Raw genomic sequence first — 19,221 nt, forward strand, 5'->3', positions numbered from 1 at the left:
CGACTATTTCATCGCCGGTTTGGGGCTTCCCCAGCCGGGGCGGACCCGCACAGTCTCCTCGCCGTGGACCACCACCCGCCCCGGGCCGGCCCCCTTGGGCTTGCGGACCCGTCCGGCCTCGACCACCATCACCTCCACCGCCCCCTCCCCCGACCGCCGGGACCTCAGGGCCGCCAGGCCGGCGGCCTCCCGGAGGGTGCGATCGGGGCACCGGGCCTCCCGGCCCGGTTTCCGGATCAGCACGTGGGCGCCGGGCGCGTCCCGGGCGTGGAGCCACAGGTCCCACGGCCGGGCCTCGCGCAGCAGCCGGTCGTTCTCCCGGCCGTTGCGGCCCACCCAGATGGGCCAGCCGTCCGACGACACGTACCGGGCGAAGGGCCGGCCCCCGGGATCCGGGCGTGGCGGCGCCGCAGGTGGGGGGCCGCCGTCCGCCGCTGCCCCCTCGAGCTCCGCCCGGGCCGCGGCCAGCCTCTCCGTGAGCACCTCGCGGGCCCGCTCGGCCTTGGCCGCCCGGCGGTACAGCCGCTCCAGGTTGTCGGCGGGGGACCGAGCCGGGTCCAGGGGCACCTCCACCTCCCCGCCGCCCCACGGGTCGGGCAGGACCACCGTGTCGGTCCCCCGGGCCACCCGGTGGAGCCCCGCGGCCAGGGCGTCGGCCAGCCGCCGCAGCCCGGCGGGGTCCGGAAGCCGGGCCAGGTCCTGCTCGATGTTGCGGATCCTGCGCTCGACCCTCCGCCTCCAACGGCGGGCGTCGGGGGCGTCGCCCTCGGCCGGGGCGCCCGGTCCCGCCACCCGGACCTCCAGCCACCGGCCGGCGCCTTCCAGGGCCGACGGCCACACGGCCACGGGCGCAGCCCCTTCCCGTTCCACAGCCGACAGTCCGTCCTCGTACTCCCACAGGGGGCCGGGCCGGCCGTAGGCCGCCAGGATCTCTTTGAACGCCACGGCCGCGCCCTTGCGGTCCATCCGGGCCCGAAGCTCCCGGGCCTGCCCCGGGGTCACCCCGAACAGGATCCGCTCCAGCGGCTCGCCCCGGCCGACCCGGCGCTCCAGCTCCCAGGGGTCCGCCCGGTCCGGGAAGACCCGTCCCTCGGGCACGGGGGGCGGCTCGTACGGCCGACCCGGCGAGAGGCCCGGCCGGGGTCGGACCGCCTGGACCGCCCGGACCCGGCCGTCCGGATCCAGCACCGCCAAAAGGGGATGGCGACCGGCGGCCTCCCACACCAGGGAGCACCCGCCGTCGCCCCGGCGAAAGGCGAGCTCGAGCACCCGGTCGAACCGGCCCCAACGCACGCCTTCGAGCCGTCCGCCCACGGCGTGGGCCCGCAGGTACGCGGCCAGGGCCGGGGGGCGGGGCGGGGCGGTGGGCCGGCGCTCCACCAACCCAACCCCCACGGCCCGCGGACCCGCCGCCAGCATGAGCAACCCGGTCCGCCCCGGGGCCCGCAGCCGCACCACCGCCCCCCAGTCGGGGGAGGCCCAGGCCCCCTGGACCCACGCCCCCCGCCAGTCCCGCTCCAGCTCGGCGCCGACCCGGGCCACCACCCACGGATCCATGCTCCGTTTCCTACCACCCGGGCAGGGCGTAGCGCAGGGGCGGGGCCGCGGCCTCCTCCAGGGGGGCCAGGGCGTCGGCGTCGTCCCCCAGCAGCCACCGGAGCACACCCCTCCGGTCGCGGCGCCGGTACTCCAGCTTGGGCTCCTCGGGCAGGCCGGCGAGCTGCCGCGCCCACTCCACCGCGTCCCAGAACCCGCCCAACCGGTCCACCAGCCCCAGATCGAGGGCCTGCCGGCCCGAGTACACCCGGCCGTCGGCCAGGGCCAGCACCGCCTGCCGGTCCATGCCCCGGCCCTCGGCCACCGCGTCCACGAACTGTTGAAACAGGTCGTCGATCAGGCTCTGGAACACGGCCCGGTCCTCGGCGGTCATCTCCCGAAACGGAGACCCGGCGTCCTTGAGCGGTCCGCTCTTCACCACCTGGGTCCGAAGGCCCAGCTTGTTGAACAGCAGGTGGACCTCCTGGAACTGGAGGATCACCCCGATCGACCCGGTGGCCGTGCCGGGCAGGGCGACGATGCCGGTGGCCGGGGCCGACAGGTAGTACCCCCCCGAGGCGGCCAATGCCCCCATCGACACGATGACCGGCTTGACCGCGGCCGTGCGCTTCACCTCATCGTGGATCTCCTGGCTGGGCGCGATGCCCCCCCCGGGGCTCTCCACCCGCACCACCACGGCCTTCACGTCCTCGTCCTTGCGGAACGCCCGCAGGGCCTCCACGGCCGGACGGGCGTCCGCGATGAACCCCCGCACCTCCACCACGCCGATCCGGTCGCCCATGGGCAGGGCGCCCCGGCCGGCCCACCAGAGGGCCGCGCCGGCCGCGAGGGCCACTCCCACGGCCACGGCCACCAGGACCCCCAAGAACTTCAAGCACCCTCGCATCGCACGCCTCCTCGGACGCCCCCCGCACGGAAAAGGCCGGGCGAGAGCCCGGCCTTTTGTTTTCGTTTCCGTTTGTCACGGCCGCCCCCCACGCGGGGCCCCTGCCTACTCCTCGCCGTTCTCCTGGGCCTCCTTGGCCTGCTTGGCCAGGAGGATCTTCTCGCCGAGGGTCGTGGCGGAGTGGGCCGCCATCTGGCGGTTCAGCTCGTCCAGGGCCATCTTCTCGGCCCGGACCTTCTCGTCCTCGATGGCCTTCATCGACAGGCTGATCTTGCGCTCCTCCTGGTCGATGTTGAGCACCTCGGCCTGGATCTCCTGGCCCGGCTCCAGCATGGACCTCAGGTCGTCCACCTTCTCGCTGGACACCTCGCTCACGTGCACCAGGCCCTCCACGCCCGGCTCGAGCTCCACGAACACGCCGAAGTCCGTGATGTTCGAAACCTTGCCGGTGACGATCGAGCCCACCCGGTACCGGGCCGTGATGCCGGCCCACGGGTCGGGGGTGAGCTGCTTGATGCCCAGGCTGAACCGCTCGTTGTCCTTGTCGATGTGGAGGACCACCGCCTCCACCTCGTCACCCACGTTGTACAGGGTGGCCGGGTGACCGACCCGCTTGGTCCAGGAGATGTCGCTCACGTGGATCAGACCGTCGATGCCCTCGTCCACGCCCACGAAGATGCCGAAGTCGGTGATGTTGCGGATCCGGCCCCGCACCACGGCGCCCACCGGGTAGCGCTCCTCCAGTAGATCCCAGGGGTTGGGCTGGCACTGCTTCATGCCCAGGGAGATCCGGCGGCGGTTCATGTCCACGTTCAGGACCATGACCTCCACCTGCTCGCCCACCTTGACCACCTCGCTGGGGTGGTTGATCCGCTTGGTCCAGCTCATCTCCGACACGTGGACCAGGCCCTCGATTCCGGGCTCCAGCTCCACGAAGGCCCCGTAATCGGCCAGGCTCACCACCCGGCCCTGGATCCTCGAGCCGATCGGGTAGCGCTCGTCCGCGCTCTCCCACGGGTCGGGGCTGAGCTGCTTGATGCCCAGGCTCACCCGCTCCCGCTCCCGGTCGAACGACAGGATCTTCACCTCGACCTCGTCGCCGATGTTCACCACCTCGGAGGGGTGGTTCACCCGACCCCAGCTCATGTCGGTGACGTGGAGCAGGCCGTCGATCCCGCCCAGGTCCACGAAGGCTCCGTAGTCGGTGATGTTCTTGACCACGCCCTTCATCACCACGCCCTCCTCCAGAACCTGGAGGGTCTTCTCCCGGAGCTTGGCCCGCTCTTCCTCCAGGAGCACCCGGCGGGAGAGCACGATGTTGCCACGGCGGCGGTTGAACTTGATGATCTTGAACTGATAGGTCTCGCCGATGAGCTTCTCGAGCTGGCGCACCGGCCGCAGGGCCACCTGGGAGCCCGGCAGGAACGCGCGCACCCCGATGTCCACGCTCAGCCCGCCCTTGATGCGGGCCACGATCTTCCCCTCCACCACGTCGCCCCGCTCGGCCGCCTTGCTGATCTCGTCCCAGATCCGGATCTTGTCGGCCTTGTCCTTGCTCAGGACGACCATGCCGTCGGCGTCCTCCAGCCGCTCCACCAGCACCTCGACCTCGTCGCCCGTCTGCACCGAGATCTGGCCGTCCTCGCCCCGGAACTCGGACAGGGGCACCAGCCCCTCGGACTTGTAGCCGATGTCGATGACCGCGTAGTCGTTGGTGATGTCCACCACCCGGCCCTTGGCCACGCTGCCCTCTTCGGGCCCGCCGAGGCTCTCCTCCAACAGGCGTCCGAAGTCCTCCATCCGCTCCTCGGGCTGCACCATCTCGCTCGTCTGTTCCATGCTGTTCTTGTTCCTCCTACCTTTTGGATTCAAAAAGGCCCGCCAGGGCCCTTTTGTTCGGGTGTTGCCGTGCCGTAGGCACGGTCGGGCAGGGTAACACATGCCCCTTCGGCGAAACAACGGGAAAAGGCGGAAACGGCCGAAGGATCGGGCGTGGCCGCTCTTCGCGCCTTCGGCCCGCCGGGGGGGGACGCTGGGACGTTAGGACGCTGGGAGGCTGGGAGGCCAAAAACTCTTTTGCCTCCTGGCGGTTCAACCAGGTCTGCGCGTCACGGCATCACGGCCCGGGGGCATGGGGTCTGCCGACGGGCCGGCTCCTCGCACCAGGGCCACGATCCGGGCCACGACCTCGCCCGGGCCGAGCCCCGTGGTGTCGAGCACCACCGCGTCGGAAGCCGGCCGGAGCGGGGCGTGGGCCCGGGAGCTGTCGTTGGCGTCCCGGGCCAGGATGTCCCGGAGCACCTCCTCGTACGGCAGGGGCTGGCCCCGCCTCTCGAGCTCCTCTGTGCGGCGGCGGGCCCGCTCCTCGGGGGAGGCGGTGAGGAACACCTTGACCCGGGCGTCGGGGAAGATCACGGTGCCGATGTCGCGTCCCTCCAGCACCGAAGGCGCCTCCTCGCCCAGCCGCCGCTGGTACCGGCCCATGGCCTCGCGCACGGGCCTGCGGGCCGACACCCGCGAGGCCAGATCGCTCACCCGGTGCTCTCGGATCGCCTGGGTCACGTCCTCGCCGTCGAGGAACACCCGGGGTTCGCCGGCCTCGTCCCGGCGGAACTCGATCCGGGTGTGCCGGCAGAGCTCCTCGAGGGCCGGATCGTCGTCCAGGGGCACCCCCAGCCGGTCGGCCTTGAGCCCCACGGCCCGGTACATGGCGCCGGTGTCCACGTAGGTCCACCCCAGAGCCCTCGCCACCGCCCGGGCCACCGTGCTCTTTCCCGCGCCCGAGGGCCCGTCGATCGCGACCACCTCACGCATCGTCTCCCACCTCCTCGGCCCCCCGCCCCGCCAGCTCCCGGATCGCCCGCCACAGGTCCGCCCGGCCCTCCCCGGTCCTCGCCGAGGTCAGCACCATCTCCTGCCGGGGAATCCCCAGGCCCTCGGCGATGGTCTGCAGGTGGACGGGCCGCCGGCCCCGGGGGACCTTGTCGGCCTTGGTGACCGCCACCAGGAGCCGGCGGCCCGCCCCGCGCACGAGATCCGCGAACCGAACGTCGTCGTCCGTGGGTTCGCGCCGGATGTCCACCAGCAGCACCACCGCCCGCAACGACTCGGAGCGGGCCACGAACTCCCGGGTGGTTCGGGTCCAGGCCCTCACCACCCCCACCGGCGCCCGGGCGTACCCGTACCCCGGCAGATCCACCAACACGAACCGCTCGTCCACCACGAACAGGTTGAGGGTCTGGGTGCGGCCCGGCGTGGAGGAGGTGCGGGCCAGCCTCCGCCGGCCGGTCAGCAGGTTCACCAGGGACGACTTGCCCACATTGGACCGGCCGGCCAAGGCCACCTGGGGCCAGGGGGTGCGGGCGACGTCCTGCCACCGCACGGCGCTCTTCCAGAATCGGACGTTGGGTCTCGGGGTTCCCATCGGTACGGTACGCTCGCTCGGGTGGGGTGCAGCCGGCGGGTCCTGGCGGACCGCGGCCCGGAGGATAGTACAGAACCGGCCCCCGTGTCTTCCATGGCAACTTCGGTCTACGGTCGTCGGTCGACGGTCTTCGGTCTCCTGGCCCCAGGGCAAGTGGCTCCCGCCAACCCGGGGGCGGGGGGCCTGTTGGAGCGCCGGGCGTGGCCGTATCAGGGGCCAGAATTCAGAAGACAGTAGACAGGAGAACCGCCGAAGAGGTTTTCCACTGTCTTCTGTCTACCGACTCCTGATCCCTGAAATGCAGGCCCCCTGTCCCCGCGGGAAGGCGTCCGGTTACGCCGCACGTTGTAGGGCCCCACAGGGCCGATGGGGGCTTCCCCGGAAGCGAGGCGTTCGGGGTTGCCCTTGACACGTCCGCCGGCCGGCCGAAAGAATACGGGTTTCTTTGGGCATTTGAGCTTCCACGTTCCCGGGGCGACGTCCGATGAGCGAACCGATCCGCGACAAACTCTCCCACCTGCTCCCCCACTGGCTCGAGCACAACGCCTCGCACGCCGACACCTACCGGCAATGGGCCCGGCGGGCCCGGGAGGCGGGGCTCGGGGACGTGGCGGACCACCTCGAACAGGCCGTGGCCGAGGCCCAAGCCCTGGGGAGGGCCCTGGAGGCCGCCCTGCGCGCGATGGGCTCCTGACGGCCGCGGGGACCGGGGTGGGCGCCCCGAGGGAGACCTCCGTCCCTGCCGGCGGGTTCAAGAATCGGGGCCGGGCCGACGAACCGTAGAGTGGACCGTTTCCAAGGGGGCCGTGCGTGGAACTTCGAGGGACCCTCAAAGACTTCAGCCTCGCGGACATCATCCAGCTGGTCGCCTTCGGACAGAAGACGGGGGTCCTGCGGGTGGTGTGGCCGGGAGGCGAGGCTTCCATCCACTTCGTGCGAGGCGAGGTGGTCCATGCCCGCTCCCCCAACCACGTGGGAGAAGAGGCGGTCTACGAGCTGTTCCGAATCGAGGACGGCCAGTTCGAGTTCCACAACTCGTCCGAGCCGCCCCCCGAACGCACCATCACCGTGGACGCGACGAACCTGGTGATGGAGGCCGCCAGGGTCCTGGACGAGTCCCGGCGGGCCGAGCCGGCCGAAGGCGAGGCCCCACCCCTGCTCGAGGATTTCGGGGACCTGCAGTTCGAGGCTCCGCCTGCCACACCGGGCCCGGATCCGGGCCGGTGCAAGAAAGAGATCCGTGAACTCCTGCGCCGGCGGTTCGGCCGCCGCGCCAAACGGTTGATCGAGGCGGTAAACCGATGCGGAGATTCGAAGGAGGACCTGCTGGACCTGGCGGACCGGGTGGAGAAGTACGTCCGGGTGTTCCTGGACGACTCGGCCGCCGGGGACGTGGCAGCCCGGATCCGCACCATCCTCGATGGGGGGGATGGCGCCTCTGGGGGATGATCGCGGCCGTCCTGTGCACGCTGGCCCCCCTCGCCCGGGCCGCGGACCTGGAGATCCGGCTGACCAAGAACATCATCTACGACATCGCGTCCGACTCCCAGAACCGCAAGTACCTGGAGCTGCGCAGCCAGGTGAAGCGGCTGAACCCCTCCCTGTCCCACTTCGACGTCGCCCACGACGGAGACTCCATCACCGTGACGTTCGGATTCCGGAACGGGCCGGACCGGGCCGAGCTGCGGCTGATCGGATCGAAACACGACTTCTATCGCATGGCCATGGGGGTACGGCTCGCCGAGACCCTGCAGGCCCTGACCCGGGCGGACCCCATGGTGGAGAGCCTGGGGGTGGAGACCCAGGGCAACGAGGTGATCCTGAAGCTCCGGTACGCGGGCGAGTTCCCCGCCCCCACGGCCCAGAAGGCGCCCCCGCCCCCCCCACCCGAAACCCAACCCGAGCCCCAACCTCCCCCGCCGGAGCCGGCCGAGGCCCCCGCCACGCCGGCCGAGGCCGAGGTCGAGGTGAAGATCCAGGCCGTGGCGCCGCCGGCACCGGCCCGCCCCGTGGCCGAGACCGCCGCGCCCCCCCCGGCGGCCCCCTCGCCCCCTGCCGAGCCCAGCCCGGCCGACGAGGCGGCCGAGGCGTGGGACGCGGCCCGCCGGGAGGACACCCTGCAGGCCTACGTGCGGTTCCTCGAGCGGTACCCCGACGCGCCCCAGGCCGACGAGGCCCGGGCCCGGGCCGACGAGCTGCGCGAGAACCTGGCCTACCACCAGGCCCTGCGGCGGGACACCGAGGAGGTGTACCGGGCCTTCCTGGACCATTTCCCCGAGTCCTCCCACCGGGCCGAGATCGAGGCCCGGATCCAGGCCATCGAGGCCCGGCGCCGGCAGCTGACGGCCGAGCGCAAGGCCCAGGAGGCCGAGAAACGCCGCCGAGCGAAGGCCTACGCCGAGGCCCGGAAGCTGGACACGGCCGAGGCGTACCGCATCTTCCTGGCGGCCTATCCCGATGCGCCCGAAGCGGCCGAGGCCAAGAAGCGCCTGCGCCGCATCGAGGAGGACGACCGGGCGTTCGCTCAGGCCCGGGGCGACGAGCGCCGCCTGGAGGAGTACCTGGGCCGGTTCCCCAAGGGCAGGCACCGGGAGGAGGCCCGGCGGGAGGCCCGGGAGCTCCGGCGCCGCCGGATGGAGGCCGACTACCAGCGGGCCGTGGACCAGGGCACCGAGGAGGCGCTGGCCGCCTTCCTGAAGGCATGGCCCCGGAGCCCCCACGAGAGCAAGGTTCGCAAGCTGTTGGCGCGGCTGCGGGCCCCGCCGGCGCCCCCCGAGCCGGCCGCGTCGGAGCCGGTGGCCCCCAACGAGGCGGGGGTGCTCCGGGCGGCGTGGGTCTCCCGGCTCCCCGCGGTGGACGGGAACCCGTCGGACCCGGTGTGGGCCCAGGCCTCGGAGCTCGAGGTGGACGTGGCCCCCTCCGGCCGCACGCTGCGGGTGCGGGCTGTGCACGACGGGGAGCGGATCGCGCTGTTGGTGCGGTGGGAGGACCCAACCCGGGACGCCTTGTACCGTCCTTGGGTGTGGGACCCCGCCCGCAACGCCTACCACCAGAACGAGCAGGCCGACGACGGCCTGGCAGTGGCCATCTACGGCGACCCCCAGATCCAGGACCCCTGCATGCTCCAGGGCCGGGACCTGGAGGCCGACATGTGGGTGTGGAGGGCGTTCTGGTCGGACCTGTCCGGGTACGCCTCGGACGGCCGGCTCCAGATCAGCCGCACCCGCATGCCCCGTTCCAACCCCTACCCCTCCCGGGACGGGTCCGGGCAACTGTGGATCCGCGAGGAGCCGGACGTGGGAGCCTACCCGTGGTCCTTTTTCGTGCCGGTGGAGTTTCAGGGCTCGGTGGTGCCCAGCTACAAGCCCTCGCGGGCCGCGGGCAGCCGGGCCGACGTGACCGCCAAGGCCGTGTGGGCCGAGGGGGTCTGGTCGGTGGAGATGGAGCGACGGCTTCGCACGGGCAACGCGGACGACGTGGAGCTGGTGCCCGGCAAGGCATACCCCCTGGCGTTCGCCGTGTACGACCGCAGTGAGAAGGACCGCCACAGCACGAGCGGGGTGGTTCGGCTCGAGATCGAAACGAGGCGCTGATGGGAAAACCGGCTGGGGTTCAGATCCGGCGGTGGTTCTTCTTCCTGGTGGCCCTCCTGGTCGCCACCAACGGCGGGGTGCTGGTGGGCAGCTGGATGGTCGAGCGCTCCGTGACCGACGCGGTGGAGCGGGCCCGGCCGGTGGTGGAGGTGACGGGGGAGATCCGGGCCGAGATCCTGGCCGCCCAGCGGGAGATGTTCCGTTACCTGGCCGAGTTCGCGGACGACGTGACCCCGGCCCTGCAGCACCTGGACCGGCTGAGCGAGCAGGTGGCCCGGGCCCGCACCCTGCCGGGGACCCGGGCCATGGCGGACGACCTGGACGCCATGGACACGGACGTGCGGCGATACCGAAAGGTGCTCGAACTCCTGCCCAGCACCACGGGGGGCACCCGGGACTGGGCCCGGATCCAGGAGTACGGGGCCACGGCGGTGCGGCTGGGGGCCGAGGTGGGGCGACGCGCCGAGAAGATCGCGACCGACGCCCTGTCCACCATCCGCCGCCGGGGCAAGGCGGCCGTGCGGGTGGCCCGGTGGGCCCGCTGGGCCGCGGTGGGCACCCTGGGGGTGAGCCTGATCACCGTGTTCGCGCTGGCACGGTGGTGGCGACGGTTCCAAGACCTGATCCTGGGGCTGTGAGATGGGCCGTTACGAGCCCGTGACCATCGAGGCCAAGGGCGACCGCTACGAGCTCAGCCGGGGGGGTGAGGTGGTGGTGCGGGTGCCGAGCAGCGTGTTCGAACGCTACGAACCCGACGCGGTGTTCCCCCCGGCCTGGCCGGCCCGGAGCCCCGAGCACCCGGTGCGGCGCCTGTACTGGAATCCGGACACCCGCGAGCTCCTGATGGCCGGACTCGAGGCCCACCCCGCCCGCACCGCCGAGCTCCACGGCGGAACCCCGTTCCGATCGTTCCTCCAGGGGTTCTGGGTCCCCCGACCTCCGGTGCTCCTGCTGCGGCCCTACTGGAACCCCTCCGACCCCTACAGCCCGTTCGACCGGGCCGCCCGGGTCCGCAGCCTACGGTTGCAGACCGAGTTCGTGGAGTTGCTGGCCGGGCTCCGGCCGCCGGCCGGCTGGAGCGCCGTTCTCAACGTGACCCAGGAGTACCTGGACGGCCTGGGCATGGGTCCCGACGGGATCCCGGCCGAACCCGGCGAGATCCGGGAGGTGTCGCTGGCCCCGCCCGCCGCGCTGGACCGCCCCGACGCCCGCAAGGCCCTCGAGGACCTCGCCGTGGCCCACGTGGGCGACCTGTTCCCCGTGCTGCGGGCGGGGGCCCTGGTGGGCGTCCACGCCCTGGGGCTCCCGGCGGTCCACGCGGCCGAGGCCGTGTTCCGGGACCAGGGGCTCCACTACCAGGTGGGCCCGTTCCGGCCCCACTGAGCCCTTTTGGGCCTTCGGCCCGCTGGGAGGCTAGGAAGCTGGGAAGCTGGGAAGCCTTGGGGCCTGGTGGAGTGCCGCGCGCGGCCGGAGGTAGACCCCATGCCCCGCAAGCGGTTCGCTAGCGGAGCTCATCTCTGGTAGGTCAGACCAGCGATCCAGCCCCACGACAGCGCGTCCTGGGTCCCCCGGCGGCCCCCCAGGCTCAGGCGCCACCGGCCCAGCACCCAGTCGAGCACCAGACCGTAGGTGGCGAAGTCCCGTTTCCGGCGGATGCCGTAGGGCCCCGAGTACCCCGCCGCGTCCACGCCCACCCGGAACCGCCCCCCGAGCAGGGGCAGCCGGGCGCAGGCCCCCCAGGTGAACACGTCGTCCTGGGACCCCACCTTGGAGCGGTCGCCCAGGATCCCGAGCCCCGCGTTCAAAGACACGAGAACCGGTCCCACCGACACGTCCCACAGGCCGGTGAGGAACGCGTCCGTCTCGTCCGTACCCAGCCCCCTGCGGTCCGATGCGTTGGGCAGCTTCACCCCGAACCGGAAGCTGAACCCCTTGAGCGTGTTCGGGAACAGGGCGAGCTTGGTCCACAGCCGCACGTCCCCCGACTCGTACGCCGCCTCCCCTCCACCGGCCGGATCGAACCACAGGAGCTCGTACTGAGCCGACACCTCCGCGTGGGGGCCCACCCCCAGACTCGCCTCCACCTCGGGGAAGGTCCACAGCACCCCTTTCCCGCCCCGCAGGAGCCGGCTGTCCTGCCAGGTGTGGCTCACCCCCACGGACGCGCTCCATCCGCCTTCCCTCAGGGTGGAGGCCTCCTCGGTCAGGTACGGCCACTCGGCGCGGCTGCGGACCGGAGCAGCGAGCCACGCCAGAGCCAGGGCCGCCGCCACCAGCCGGTTCACGGGGCACCCCCGCGGCCGGCCCTGCGGACGAGATCGGACACGGTCACGTTGGCCAGGGCCCACAGCACGTCGAGGGCCAGGTGCAGGTGGGCCCGGGCGTCCGTGAGCAGGGTGGCGGAGGCCGGGAACTCGTCGGTGGCGGCCCACACGAGCACCCGCACCGGCACCCGGGGAAGGGCGGGGAGCTCCGCGGCCGCGTCCGCTCCCGCCACCGGCCGCCCCCCCGCGCCGCGGGCCGCTTCCCGCAGCCCGGCCGGGTCCGGGCCGAACGCCGCTTCCAGCCGGGGCGTGGGCAGGGCGTGGGGCCCCCGGAAGAACGCATCCCCGCCGGGCAGGTCCCGAAACCGCACCCACTCCCCCCTCACGGGCGCCTCGAGCGCACCGGCCAGGTAGGCCACGGCCACCAGGGCCCTTTGGTATCCCACCGGCCGGCCGGGCTCCCCCGCGAATCGGACGAGCCGCTCCGCCGGCACCACCTCCAGCTGCCGGCCGAGGATCGACAGCAGGAAGGCTCCGCCGTCCCATTGCGCGCCGGCGGCCCGCGCCGCCTCGACCGGGTCCCGGGCCGAGAGCCGTTCCCAGTGGGCGGGGTGCAGGTCCTCGGCCCTAGCGTAGCGCCGGTTCTCCTCGGGGTTCAGGGGGGCATCGGCCATTGTGGGTCCTCCGGGGCCAGGGTATCCTCTGGGACGATTCTAGGGGAAAAGGCCGCCTTCGAGAAACCCGACGAGGCCCCGTGATGGACCCGGACCGGCTCCGAGCCCAGATTCTCGCCGTGTACGACCGCACCGCCCGGGAGGGCTCCCGCCCCCCGGAGGGGCTCGGGTTTCCCGTGGGCGCCGACCTGGCCCGGCAGCTCGGGTACCCGCCAGGGGACCTGGCCGGGGTCCCCGAAGCGGTGCGAGGGGCGTTCGTGGGCGCCGGGCGCTTGGCGCCCGAGGTGGCGGGCCCGGGCCCGGTGGCCGACCTGGGATGCGGGGCCGGGCTCGACGCCTGGATCCTGGCCCGACGGGGCCACGAGGTGGCGGCGCTGGACGCCTCGGCCGCCATGGTGGCCCGGCTCGCCGGCTCCCTTCGTGAGGCGCCCGGCCTCCCGCTCCGGCCGGTGCGGGCGGTCTTGCCCCATCTGCCGCTTCGCTCCGGCGCGTTCCGGTGGGCGCTGCTGAACGGCGCCGCGAACCTGGTCCCGCAGAGGGACGAACTCCTCCGCGAGACGAGACGAATCCTGGCCCCCGAGGGGTGGCTGCTGGTGGCCGACCTGGTGGCCGTGGGGGAGATCCCACCGGAGGTGCGGGAGCAGCCCGAGGCCTGGGCATGGTGCGTGGCCGGCGCCGACCCGCCGGCTCGATGGCACGAACGGCTCCTGCGGGCCGGTTTCTCTGAGCCCCGAATCGAGATCCTCGAAGAGTTTCCTCCCCTGGCCCGGGCCTTGATCCGGGCAAGGCGGGCCTGATCGTAAGACCTTCAAACGTATTGCCGGGGTACGGGGTGGGGGCCTGCTTCCGGCCGTGCGCGAGTGCGGCATCCGGCTTACGCTGCATCCGGCACTCAGCCCCATGTTGCCATCCATCGGACCCGCATCCGGGGGCGGGGCAAGGGGCCGATAGCTTGGAACGCAACTTGGCATGAGCCGACGAACGGGGCGCGGAAGGGGCGGACGGGCACCCCGTTTCCGTCGTTTGATCTGGGCCCGAACCCACCCCGCGAAACCAGGTAGGTTTGGGAGAATCGGGCGGATTCTGGTAGAATGCGCGCTCCCGCAGGGGGATCCGCAGGGAGCGTGCCATGCGTTGGATGTGGTGGACCGGCTTGGGATTGGCGGGGGCGGCGGTGGCCCTGGGGTGGTACCTGGGAGAGGCCACCCAGGTGCTCATGAACGCGGCCACCGTGTGCCTGGCCTGCATGGGGATCGGCTAAGGCGATGCGCCGGTGGGTCCAGGCCGCGTCGGCGCTCCTGCAGAACGCCTACTGGGCGTTTCCCTGGACTCGCACCCTCTACCAGGGCCCCCTCAAGAAGTTCTGCACCCCCGGGCTCAACTGCTACTCCTGCCCGGCTGCGGTCCTGGCCTGCCCCCTGGGCACGCTCCAGCACTTCCTGGCCGGGTGGCGGCCGGCGCTACGGTGGGGAACCTACCGGCTGGGGTTCTACGTGTTCGGGTTCCTGGCCGCGGTGGGGCTCCTGGGGGGACGGGCCGCGTGCGGCTGGCTGTGCCCGTTCGGGTTCCTGCAGGAAGGGCTCCACCGGATCCCCTCCCCCAAGTTCCGGGTGCCCCGGATCCTCGGCGGGCTGCGCTACGCCGTGCTGGCCGTGTTCGCCGTGGGCCTCCCCCTGCTTCTCACCGGCCCCATGGGGTACGGCGAGCCCTGGTTCTGCCGGGCGGTCTGCCCCGCCGGGACCCTGGAGGCCGGCGGGCTGTTCTTCCTGATGCCGGCACTCCAGGAGCAGATCGGGCTGTGGCTGTGGATCAAGATCGGCCTCCTGGCGGGCGTGCTGGGGTGGGCCGTGGTGGCCTACCGGCCCTACTGCCGCACCCTGTGCCCGTTGGGGGCCATCTACGGGATGCTGAACCGGTGGAGCCTGCTCCGGGTGGACCACGACCCGGATCTCTGCACCGAGTGCGGCCGCTGCGTCGAGGCCTGCCGGGTCGGGCTCGACCCCCGCCGGGAGCCCGACCGGGCCGCGTGCCTGCGGTGCCTCACCTGTGCGACCCAAGCCTGCCCCACCGGCGCCCTCACCGCGGCCGTGGGCTCCCGGCGGCTGGAGCGAAAGACCCCGTGCGCCCCACCTTCCACCCCCGGCTCGTGAACGGCCCGTTCGGCGATCCCGTGGTCCTGGTGCGGCTGCTGGGCCACGGCCGCAACCTGTTCCTGGACCTGGGGGACCTGCACGACCTCCCCGCCCGGCCCGTGCTCAAGGCCACCCACGCCTTCGTGACCCACGCCCACATGGACCACTTCTGCGGCATGGACACGGTGATCCGCTACAGCCTCGGCAGGGAACGGGTGTTCCGGGTGGTGGGCCCCCCGGGCATCGCGGAGCGGGTGGAGGGGAAGCTCCGGGGGTACACCTGGAACCTGGTGCACACCTACGATCAGGCGTTCCGGCTGGAGGTGCTGGAGTGGGGAAACGGCCAGGGCCGGCTGTGGGCGTTCCCCTGCCGGGAAGGGTTCCCCCGCCAGGACCAGGGACCCGTGGACCTGGCCGAGGTGGAGCCGGGTCTTCGGATCGTGCACGCCGAGACCGCCTTTCGGGTCGTGGCCGCCGAGCTGGACCACCAGGTGCCCTGCCTCGCGTTCCGGCTGGAGGAGCCGGTCCACGTGAACGTGGCCCGGGACGCCCTGGACCGGCTCGGGCTCGAACCGGGCCCCTGGCTCAGGCCGGCCAAGCGGGCGGTCCAGGCCGGCAGCGGCCCCGACCACGAGGTGCGGCTCCCGGACGGCCGAACCGCCCCCGTGGGCGAGCTCCTGGAGCGCGGCGTGATCCGGCTCACCCGGGGCCAAAAGCTGGCCTACGTGGCCGACTGCCTATGGACCGAGCCCGGCCTCTCCCGGGCCGTGGCCCTGGCCCGGGACGCCCACCTCCTCTACTGCGAGGCCGCGTTCCTCGAGGAGGACGCCCGACGGGCCCGGGAGCGTTACCACCTCACCGCCGCCCAGGCCGGAGAACTCGCCCGCAGGGCCGGGGTGGGGGAGCTTCGCATTTTCCACTTCTCCCCCAAGTACCGGGGCCGGGAGCCCGAGCTCCTCGCCGAGGCTGCCGAGGCCTTCGGGGGCCCGGTGGGGCTTGGGCCGTGACAGGGGGCAGGCCCGGCCCGCGGGCCGCCCCACCTCCGGGGGGTCAACCCCCTCCGCCCTCCTCCAGGGCCGAGATCATCGCCTCCAGCACCTCGTACCCTCCCGCCCAGAACCCGGGGTCCTCCAGGTCGTAGCCCAGGCCGGCCACCAGCTCAGCCGGAGACCGGCTTCCGCCCGCGGCCAGCAGCTCCCGGAGCTTCGGCACGAAGGCCGCCCCCTCCTCCTGGTACCGGCGGTACAGGGCCAGCACCAGCAGCTCGCCGAACACGTAGGCGTAGCAGTAGAACCGGGTGTGCACGAAGTGGGGGATGGCGCTCCACGCCCAGCGCGCGGCCGGCACCTGCTCCACGGCGTCGCCGTACGCCTCGTCCAAGGCCCCGAGCCACAGCTCGCACAGCCGCTCGTCCGACAGGTACCCCCCCTGCCGGTGGGCACGGTACTCGAACTCCACGTAGAGGTTCTGGCGGAAGGTGGTGGCGATCACGTCCTCCACCCGCTCGGCCAGGAGGTTGCGCCGCAGCACCGGGTCCAGGTCCTCGGCCTCGAGGCGGCGGGCCAGCAGGAGCTCGCCGAACACGCTGGCCGTCTCGGCCATGGGAAGCACGGGGGAGTACTCCAGGAGCGGCTGGGCCCGGGCCAGGGTGAAGTGGATGCCGTGACCCAGCTCGTGGGCCAGGGTGGCCGCGTCCCGGAGCTTGCCGGTGTAGTTCATGAGCACGTACACCGGCAGATCGGGCGCGACGCCCATGCAGAACGCCCCCCCCGCCTTGCCGGGCCGGGGCGCGGCGTCGATGCGCCCCTCCTCGAAGAACCCCCGGGCGATCTCCTCGAACTCGCCCGCGAACCCGGCGTAGGCCTCCAGCACCCAGGCCCGGGCCCGCTCGAACGGCACCGCCTCGGGCTCGGGCCCGGGCAACGGCGCCACCAGGTCGGTGCTCCACAGCCGGTCCACCCCCAGGACCCGGGCCTTCCACCGATAGTACCGCCGGGCCAGGCCGTAGTGGGCCCGGGTCACCTCCCTGAGGGTCTCCACCGCCCTCGGGGTGAGTTCGTTGCGGAGGTGCACGGGCTCCATGGGGTCCTGGTACCGCCGCAGCTCCAGGGTCTGTCGGTGGTCGAGGACCAAGGCGTTCCACACCGAGGTCAGGGTCACCCGCTGGGCCTCGTAGGCCCCCAGATAGGTCTCGTAGGCCCGCCGCCGAACGCCCCGGTCGGGGTGCTTGAGCAGGGCCAGGAGTTCCGGCCCGGTCAGATCCCGCTCCTCCCCGTCCAGCTCGAACCGGTAGCGGAACGACGAGGTGAGCTGGTCGTAGAGCTGCACGAACGCCGAGCGACCCACGAGGTCCTTCAGCGTCAGGATCTCCTCCTCCGCCTCGGAGAGCCGATGGGGCCGGAGGGCCCGGGAGTGGGCCAGGTAGTGGCGGTACCGGCCCAGGTCCGGGTGGGCCAGGGCCCGATCGAACGCGGGGTCGTCGATCCGGTCGAGCTCCAGGTCGAAGAACACCGTGTGCCGGTGGGCCCGGGTGGCCGCCTCCTTGACCCGCTGGAGCAGGGCCACGCTGCCGGGGTCGGACGAGTCGGCCGCGAACCGAAGGTGTGCGAACGCGTACGGCCGCAGGGGGGCCCCCATCGCGGCCTCGTACTCCCGTACCGCCCGGGCCAGGTCGGGGGCGCCGGCCTCCCCCACCCTGCCCCTCCAGGCCTCCCGGAAACGCAGGGCGGCGGGCTCGATGGCCTCGATGTCCGCCTCCAGGGCGGGGTCGTCCGAGCCGGCGTACAGGTGGTTCAGGTCCCATCGGGGAAGGTCGGTTGCACGCATCGGATCGCTCCCAGTAACTGCGGTCGTTGGTCGGGCCTTCGGCGCCACGGCATCACGGCATCACGGCTCGGGATCACGCGGTCTGTTGGAGAGCCGCGGCCGGTCGGTTCCCGTGGGCGGGCGGATCGGCTATGCTACCGGCATCGAAAGGAGGTGTCATGGCCGAGGTTCCCCGGGAGATCTGGGTGGAGTGCCGGGTCCCCCACTCCCACATCTACTTCGTGCGCTACACCCTCGACGCCTACGACGGTCTTTGCCTCGCGTCCACGGTGGAGGACCCCTCCGGCCGGGTCCGGCTCCTCAGCACCGAGGACCGTGCCGAGGAGCTGGATCGGGTGTTGGAGGCCTTGGCCGAGGAGGTCCCGCTGCGGGTGGTCGGGCGGGGAACCCTCGGCCCTGGAGGGACGGCGTGACGGCCCCCTTCGCCCCCGGCCGGGTGATCCGGCTGGCCCTCGCCCGGGGCGGGGATCTGGCGGAAGTGTACTGGGAGAAGGCCCGCAGCGCCACCGTGGTGCTGGAGGCGGGCCGGGTCGAGGAGGCCCGCGCCGGCATCCGGCACGGGGCAGGCATCCGGGTGGTCGAGGGGGAGCACGAGGTCTACGGCCACCAGACCGGGCCCGACCCCTCGTCCCTGGAGGAGCTGGCTCGGGAGGTGGCGCGGCTCCGGCCCGGCTCGGAGCCGGCCGTGGTGGCCTCCGGCGCCGTCGCGCCCCTGGCGGGGCCGGGCAGGGATCCGTTCGCGGGCCTCGACCTGGCCGCCCGCGCCGACCTGGCACGCCGGCTCGACCGAGCGGCCCGGGCCGTGGACCGCCGGGTGGCGCAGGTGCGGGTGATCTACCAGGACCACGCCCAGGAGGTGTGGGTCGCGCCGTCCGACGGCCCGCCGGTGCGGGACCTGCGTACCGGGTTCTATTTGGGCGTCCTGGTGGTGGCCCGAGACGGCGAGGTGGTCCAGACCGGGTACGAGGCCGTGGCCGCCACCAGGGGCTGGGAGGTGTTCGACGAGCAGCCGCCCGAGGAGCTGGCGGTGACCGCGACCCGCAGGGCCGTGCGGCTCCTCTCGGCGCCCCGGGCCCCGGCCGGCCGGATGCCGGTGGTGCTGGCCAGCCAGGCGGGGGGCACCATGGTGCACGAGGCCGTGGGCCACGGTCTGGAGGCCGACCTGGTGCTGCAGGGGCACTCGGTGTACGCGGGCCGGGTCGGGGAGACCGTGGCATCGGAGCTCGTAACGGTGGTGGACGACCCCACATTGCCCGGGCGGCGGGGGTCCTACCGGTTTGACGACGAGGGAACCCCGGCCCAGCGGACCGTGCTGGTGGAACGGGGCGTCCTCAAGGGCTTCCTCCACAGCCGCACCACGGCCCGCCGCATGGGGGCCCGGCCCACCGGCCACGGCCGGCGGGAGTCGTTCGCCCACCGGCCGATCCCCCGCATGGGGAACACCCTGATCGCCCCCGGGCCCCACGACCCGGAGGAGATCCTGCGCGAGACCCCCACGGGCCTGTACGTGACCCGCATGGGCGGGGGCCAGGTGGACACGGTGAGCGGGGACTTCGTGTTCGAGGTGGCGGAGGGGTTCCGGATCGAGAGCGGCCGGGTGGGCGAGCCGGTGCGGGGAGCCACCTTGGTGGGCAACGGCCCCCGGGTGCTCCGGGAGATCGACCGGGTCGGTTCGGACCTGGGGTTCTCGGTGGGCACCTGCGGCAAGGACGGCCAGGGGGTGCCCGTGGCCGACGCCCAACCCACCCTGCGGATCCCCGAGATGGTGGTGGGCGGCGAGGCAGGCTGTTGACCCGGCGGAAAAGGAGGCGAGTTCGCCGGAGGCGGGCCATGGGGTCTGCCTCCGGCCATGCGGGAGTGTCGGG

19 protein-coding genes are annotated in these 19,221 nt (G+C 72.9%); 11 read left to right on the forward strand and 8 right to left on the reverse strand.

The features are described 5' to 3' along the window. Nucleotides 1-3: 3 nt before the first annotated feature. The 5 genes from DEFCA_RS20570 to yihA all read right to left on the reverse strand — a co-directional run bounded on the left by DEFCA_RS20570 (nucleotide 4) and on the right by yihA (nucleotide 5,867). Nucleotides 4-1,557, reverse strand: coding sequence for an NFACT RNA binding domain-containing protein (locus DEFCA_RS20570; protein ID WP_025322638.1), 1,554 nt, complete (start codon nucleotides 1,555-1,557; stop codon nucleotides 4-6). Between the two features lie 10 nt (nucleotides 1,558-1,567). Continuing rightward, nucleotides 1,568-2,443: a signal peptide peptidase SppA gene (gene sppA / locus DEFCA_RS0108690; RefSeq protein WP_025322639.1), complete on the reverse strand. Its 876-nt coding sequence runs from the start codon at nucleotides 2,441-2,443 to the stop codon at nucleotides 1,568-1,570. A 105-nt stretch (nucleotides 2,444-2,548) separates the two neighbouring features. Further along, nucleotides 2,549-4,282: a 30S ribosomal protein S1 gene (locus tag DEFCA_RS0108695; protein ID WP_025322640.1), complete on the reverse strand. Its 1,734-nt coding sequence runs from the start codon at nucleotides 4,280-4,282 to the stop codon at nucleotides 2,549-2,551. A 252-nt stretch (nucleotides 4,283-4,534) separates the two neighbouring features. Beyond that, on the reverse strand, nucleotides 4,535-5,257 hold the full coding sequence (cmk, locus tag DEFCA_RS0108700; RefSeq protein ID WP_025322641.1) for a (d)CMP kinase: 723 nt from the start codon (nucleotides 5,255-5,257) through the stop codon (nucleotides 4,535-4,537). Next, on the reverse strand, nucleotides 5,250-5,867 hold the full coding sequence (gene yihA / locus DEFCA_RS0108705) for a ribosome biogenesis GTP-binding protein YihA/YsxC (protein WP_084319000.1): 618 nt from the start codon (nucleotides 5,865-5,867) through the stop codon (nucleotides 5,250-5,252). The genes cmk and yihA overlap by 8 nt, the downstream gene beginning before the upstream one ends. Before the next feature lie 484 nt (nucleotides 5,868-6,351). Here yihA and DEFCA_RS19340 point away from each other — a divergent pair, with 484 nt between their 5' ends. The 5 genes from DEFCA_RS19340 (at nucleotide 6,352) to DEFCA_RS0108730 (ending at nucleotide 10,843) form a co-directional block, all read left to right on the forward strand. Continuing rightward, nucleotides 6,352-6,561, forward strand: coding sequence for a hypothetical protein (locus DEFCA_RS19340; RefSeq protein ID WP_025322643.1), 210 nt, complete (start codon nucleotides 6,352-6,354; stop codon nucleotides 6,559-6,561). Nucleotides 6,562-6,677: 116 nt separating this feature from the next. After that, nucleotides 6,678-7,316 carry a DUF4388 domain-containing protein gene (locus tag DEFCA_RS0108715; RefSeq protein ID WP_025322644.1) on the forward strand — a complete coding sequence of 213 codons (639 nt, stop codon included), beginning with the start codon at nucleotides 6,678-6,680 and terminating at the stop codon, nucleotides 7,314-7,316. Then, nucleotides 7,313-9,460 carry an ethylbenzene dehydrogenase-related protein gene (locus DEFCA_RS24110; protein ID WP_025322645.1) on the forward strand — a complete coding sequence of 716 codons (2,148 nt, stop codon included), beginning with the start codon at nucleotides 7,313-7,315 and terminating at the stop codon, nucleotides 9,458-9,460. The genes DEFCA_RS0108715 and DEFCA_RS24110 overlap by 4 nt, the downstream gene beginning before the upstream one ends. Beyond that, the gene (locus DEFCA_RS0108725; protein ID WP_025322646.1) at nucleotides 9,460-10,098 is read left to right on the forward strand and encodes a hypothetical protein; all 639 of its coding nucleotides are present in this window, start codon (nucleotides 9,460-9,462) and stop codon (nucleotides 10,096-10,098) included. The genes DEFCA_RS24110 and DEFCA_RS0108725 overlap by 1 nt, the downstream gene beginning before the upstream one ends. A gap of 1 nt (nucleotide 10,099) precedes the next feature. After that, the gene (locus DEFCA_RS0108730) at nucleotides 10,100-10,843 is read left to right on the forward strand and encodes a hypothetical protein (RefSeq protein WP_025322647.1); all 744 of its coding nucleotides are present in this window, start codon (nucleotides 10,100-10,102) and stop codon (nucleotides 10,841-10,843) included. Nucleotides 10,844-10,971: 128 nt separating this feature from the next. Here the strand turns inward: DEFCA_RS0108730 and DEFCA_RS0108735 are convergent, their stop codons facing one another. Together DEFCA_RS0108735 and DEFCA_RS20575 are read right to left on the reverse strand one after the other, a co-directional pair. After that, on the reverse strand, nucleotides 10,972-11,745 hold the full coding sequence (locus DEFCA_RS0108735) for a hypothetical protein (RefSeq protein WP_025322648.1): 774 nt from the start codon (nucleotides 11,743-11,745) through the stop codon (nucleotides 10,972-10,974). After that, nucleotides 11,742-12,398: a DUF3786 domain-containing protein gene (locus tag DEFCA_RS20575; protein ID WP_025322649.1), complete on the reverse strand. Its 657-nt coding sequence runs from the start codon at nucleotides 12,396-12,398 to the stop codon at nucleotides 11,742-11,744. The genes DEFCA_RS0108735 and DEFCA_RS20575 overlap by 4 nt, the downstream gene beginning before the upstream one ends. A gap of 83 nt (nucleotides 12,399-12,481) precedes the next feature. Here DEFCA_RS20575 and DEFCA_RS0108745 point away from each other — a divergent pair, with 83 nt between their 5' ends. From DEFCA_RS0108745 to DEFCA_RS0108760, 4 genes are all read left to right on the forward strand, one after another. Beyond that, nucleotides 12,482-13,195: a methyltransferase domain-containing protein gene (locus DEFCA_RS0108745; RefSeq protein WP_025322650.1), complete on the forward strand. Its 714-nt coding sequence runs from the start codon at nucleotides 12,482-12,484 to the stop codon at nucleotides 13,193-13,195. Between the two features lie 332 nt (nucleotides 13,196-13,527). Further along, on the forward strand, nucleotides 13,528-13,659 hold the full coding sequence (locus DEFCA_RS24115; protein ID WP_281173754.1) for a hypothetical protein: 132 nt from the start codon (nucleotides 13,528-13,530) through the stop codon (nucleotides 13,657-13,659). Between the two features lie 4 nt (nucleotides 13,660-13,663). After that, nucleotides 13,664-14,548: a 4Fe-4S binding protein gene (locus DEFCA_RS0108755; protein ID WP_025322651.1), complete on the forward strand. Its 885-nt coding sequence runs from the start codon at nucleotides 13,664-13,666 to the stop codon at nucleotides 14,546-14,548. Then, nucleotides 14,518-15,537: a ribonuclease Z gene (locus tag DEFCA_RS0108760; protein ID WP_025322652.1), complete on the forward strand. Its 1,020-nt coding sequence runs from the start codon at nucleotides 14,518-14,520 to the stop codon at nucleotides 15,535-15,537. Before DEFCA_RS0108755 ends, DEFCA_RS0108760 begins: the two co-directional genes overlap by 31 nt. A gap of 43 nt (nucleotides 15,538-15,580) precedes the next feature. Here DEFCA_RS0108760 and DEFCA_RS0108765 read toward each other — a convergent pair whose 3' ends face one another. After that, entirely contained in the window at nucleotides 15,581-17,356 is a 1,776-nt protein-coding gene (locus DEFCA_RS0108765) for a M3 family oligoendopeptidase (RefSeq protein WP_025322653.1), read from the reverse strand. 158 nt (nucleotides 17,357-17,514) lie between these two features. Between DEFCA_RS0108765 and DEFCA_RS23205 the strand changes: the two genes are divergently transcribed. Together DEFCA_RS23205 and DEFCA_RS0108775 are read left to right on the forward strand one after the other, a co-directional pair. Then, on the forward strand, nucleotides 17,515-17,769 hold the full coding sequence (locus DEFCA_RS23205) for a DUF4911 domain-containing protein (protein WP_025322654.1): 255 nt from the start codon (nucleotides 17,515-17,517) through the stop codon (nucleotides 17,767-17,769). Next, on the forward strand, nucleotides 17,766-19,148 hold the full coding sequence (locus DEFCA_RS0108775) for a TldD/PmbA family protein (RefSeq protein WP_025322655.1): 1,383 nt from the start codon (nucleotides 17,766-17,768) through the stop codon (nucleotides 19,146-19,148). Before DEFCA_RS23205 ends, DEFCA_RS0108775 begins: the two co-directional genes overlap by 4 nt. The last annotated feature ends 73 nt before the right edge of the window (nucleotides 19,149-19,221 follow it).

This window comes from Deferrisoma camini S3R1, assembly GCF_000526155.1.
Taxonomy (GTDB): domain Bacteria; phylum Desulfobacterota; class Deferrisomatia; order Deferrisomatales; family Deferrisomataceae; genus Deferrisoma; species Deferrisoma camini.

Excerpts from the sequence above, each read along its gene's own strand:
- cmk (WP_025322641.1), bottom strand. The coding sequence starts at position 5,257 with ATGCGTGAGGTGGTCGCGATCGACGGGCCCTCGGGCGCGGGAAAGAGC.
- DEFCA_RS19340 (WP_025322643.1), top strand. The coding sequence starts at position 6,352 with ATGAGCGAACCGATCCGCGACAAACTCTCCCACCTGCTCCCCCACTGG.
- DEFCA_RS20570 (WP_025322638.1), bottom strand. The coding sequence starts at position 1,557 with ATGGATCCGTGGGTGGTGGCCCGGGTCGGCGCCGAGCTGGAGCGGGAC.
- DEFCA_RS0108755 (WP_025322651.1), top strand. The coding sequence starts at position 13,664 with ATGCGCCGGTGGGTCCAGGCCGCGTCGGCGCTCCTGCAGAACGCCTAC.
- DEFCA_RS0108765 (WP_025322653.1), bottom strand. The coding sequence starts at position 17,356 with ATGCGTGCAACCGACCTTCCCCGATGGGACCTGAACCACCTGTACGCC.
- DEFCA_RS20575 (WP_025322649.1), bottom strand. The coding sequence starts at position 12,398 with ATGGCCGATGCCCCCCTGAACCCCGAGGAGAACCGGCGCTACGCTAGG.
- DEFCA_RS0108745 (WP_025322650.1), top strand. The coding sequence starts at position 12,482 with ATGGACCCGGACCGGCTCCGAGCCCAGATTCTCGCCGTGTACGACCGC.
- DEFCA_RS0108730 (WP_025322647.1), top strand. The coding sequence starts at position 10,100 with ATGGGCCGTTACGAGCCCGTGACCATCGAGGCCAAGGGCGACCGCTAC.
- DEFCA_RS24115 (WP_281173754.1), top strand. The coding sequence starts at position 13,528 with ATGCGTTGGATGTGGTGGACCGGCTTGGGATTGGCGGGGGCGGCGGTG.
- sppA (WP_025322639.1), bottom strand. The coding sequence starts at position 2,443 with ATGCGAGGGTGCTTGAAGTTCTTGGGGGTCCTGGTGGCCGTGGCCGTG.
- DEFCA_RS0108725 (WP_025322646.1), top strand. The coding sequence starts at position 9,460 with ATGGGAAAACCGGCTGGGGTTCAGATCCGGCGGTGGTTCTTCTTCCTG.
- yihA (WP_084319000.1), bottom strand. The coding sequence starts at position 5,867 with ATGGGAACCCCGAGACCCAACGTCCGATTCTGGAAGAGCGCCGTGCGG.
- DEFCA_RS23205 (WP_025322654.1), top strand. The coding sequence starts at position 17,515 with ATGGCCGAGGTTCCCCGGGAGATCTGGGTGGAGTGCCGGGTCCCCCAC.
- DEFCA_RS0108695 (WP_025322640.1), bottom strand. The coding sequence starts at position 4,282 with ATGGAACAGACGAGCGAGATGGTGCAGCCCGAGGAGCGGATGGAGGAC.
- DEFCA_RS24110 (WP_025322645.1), top strand. The coding sequence starts at position 7,313 with ATGATCGCGGCCGTCCTGTGCACGCTGGCCCCCCTCGCCCGGGCCGCG.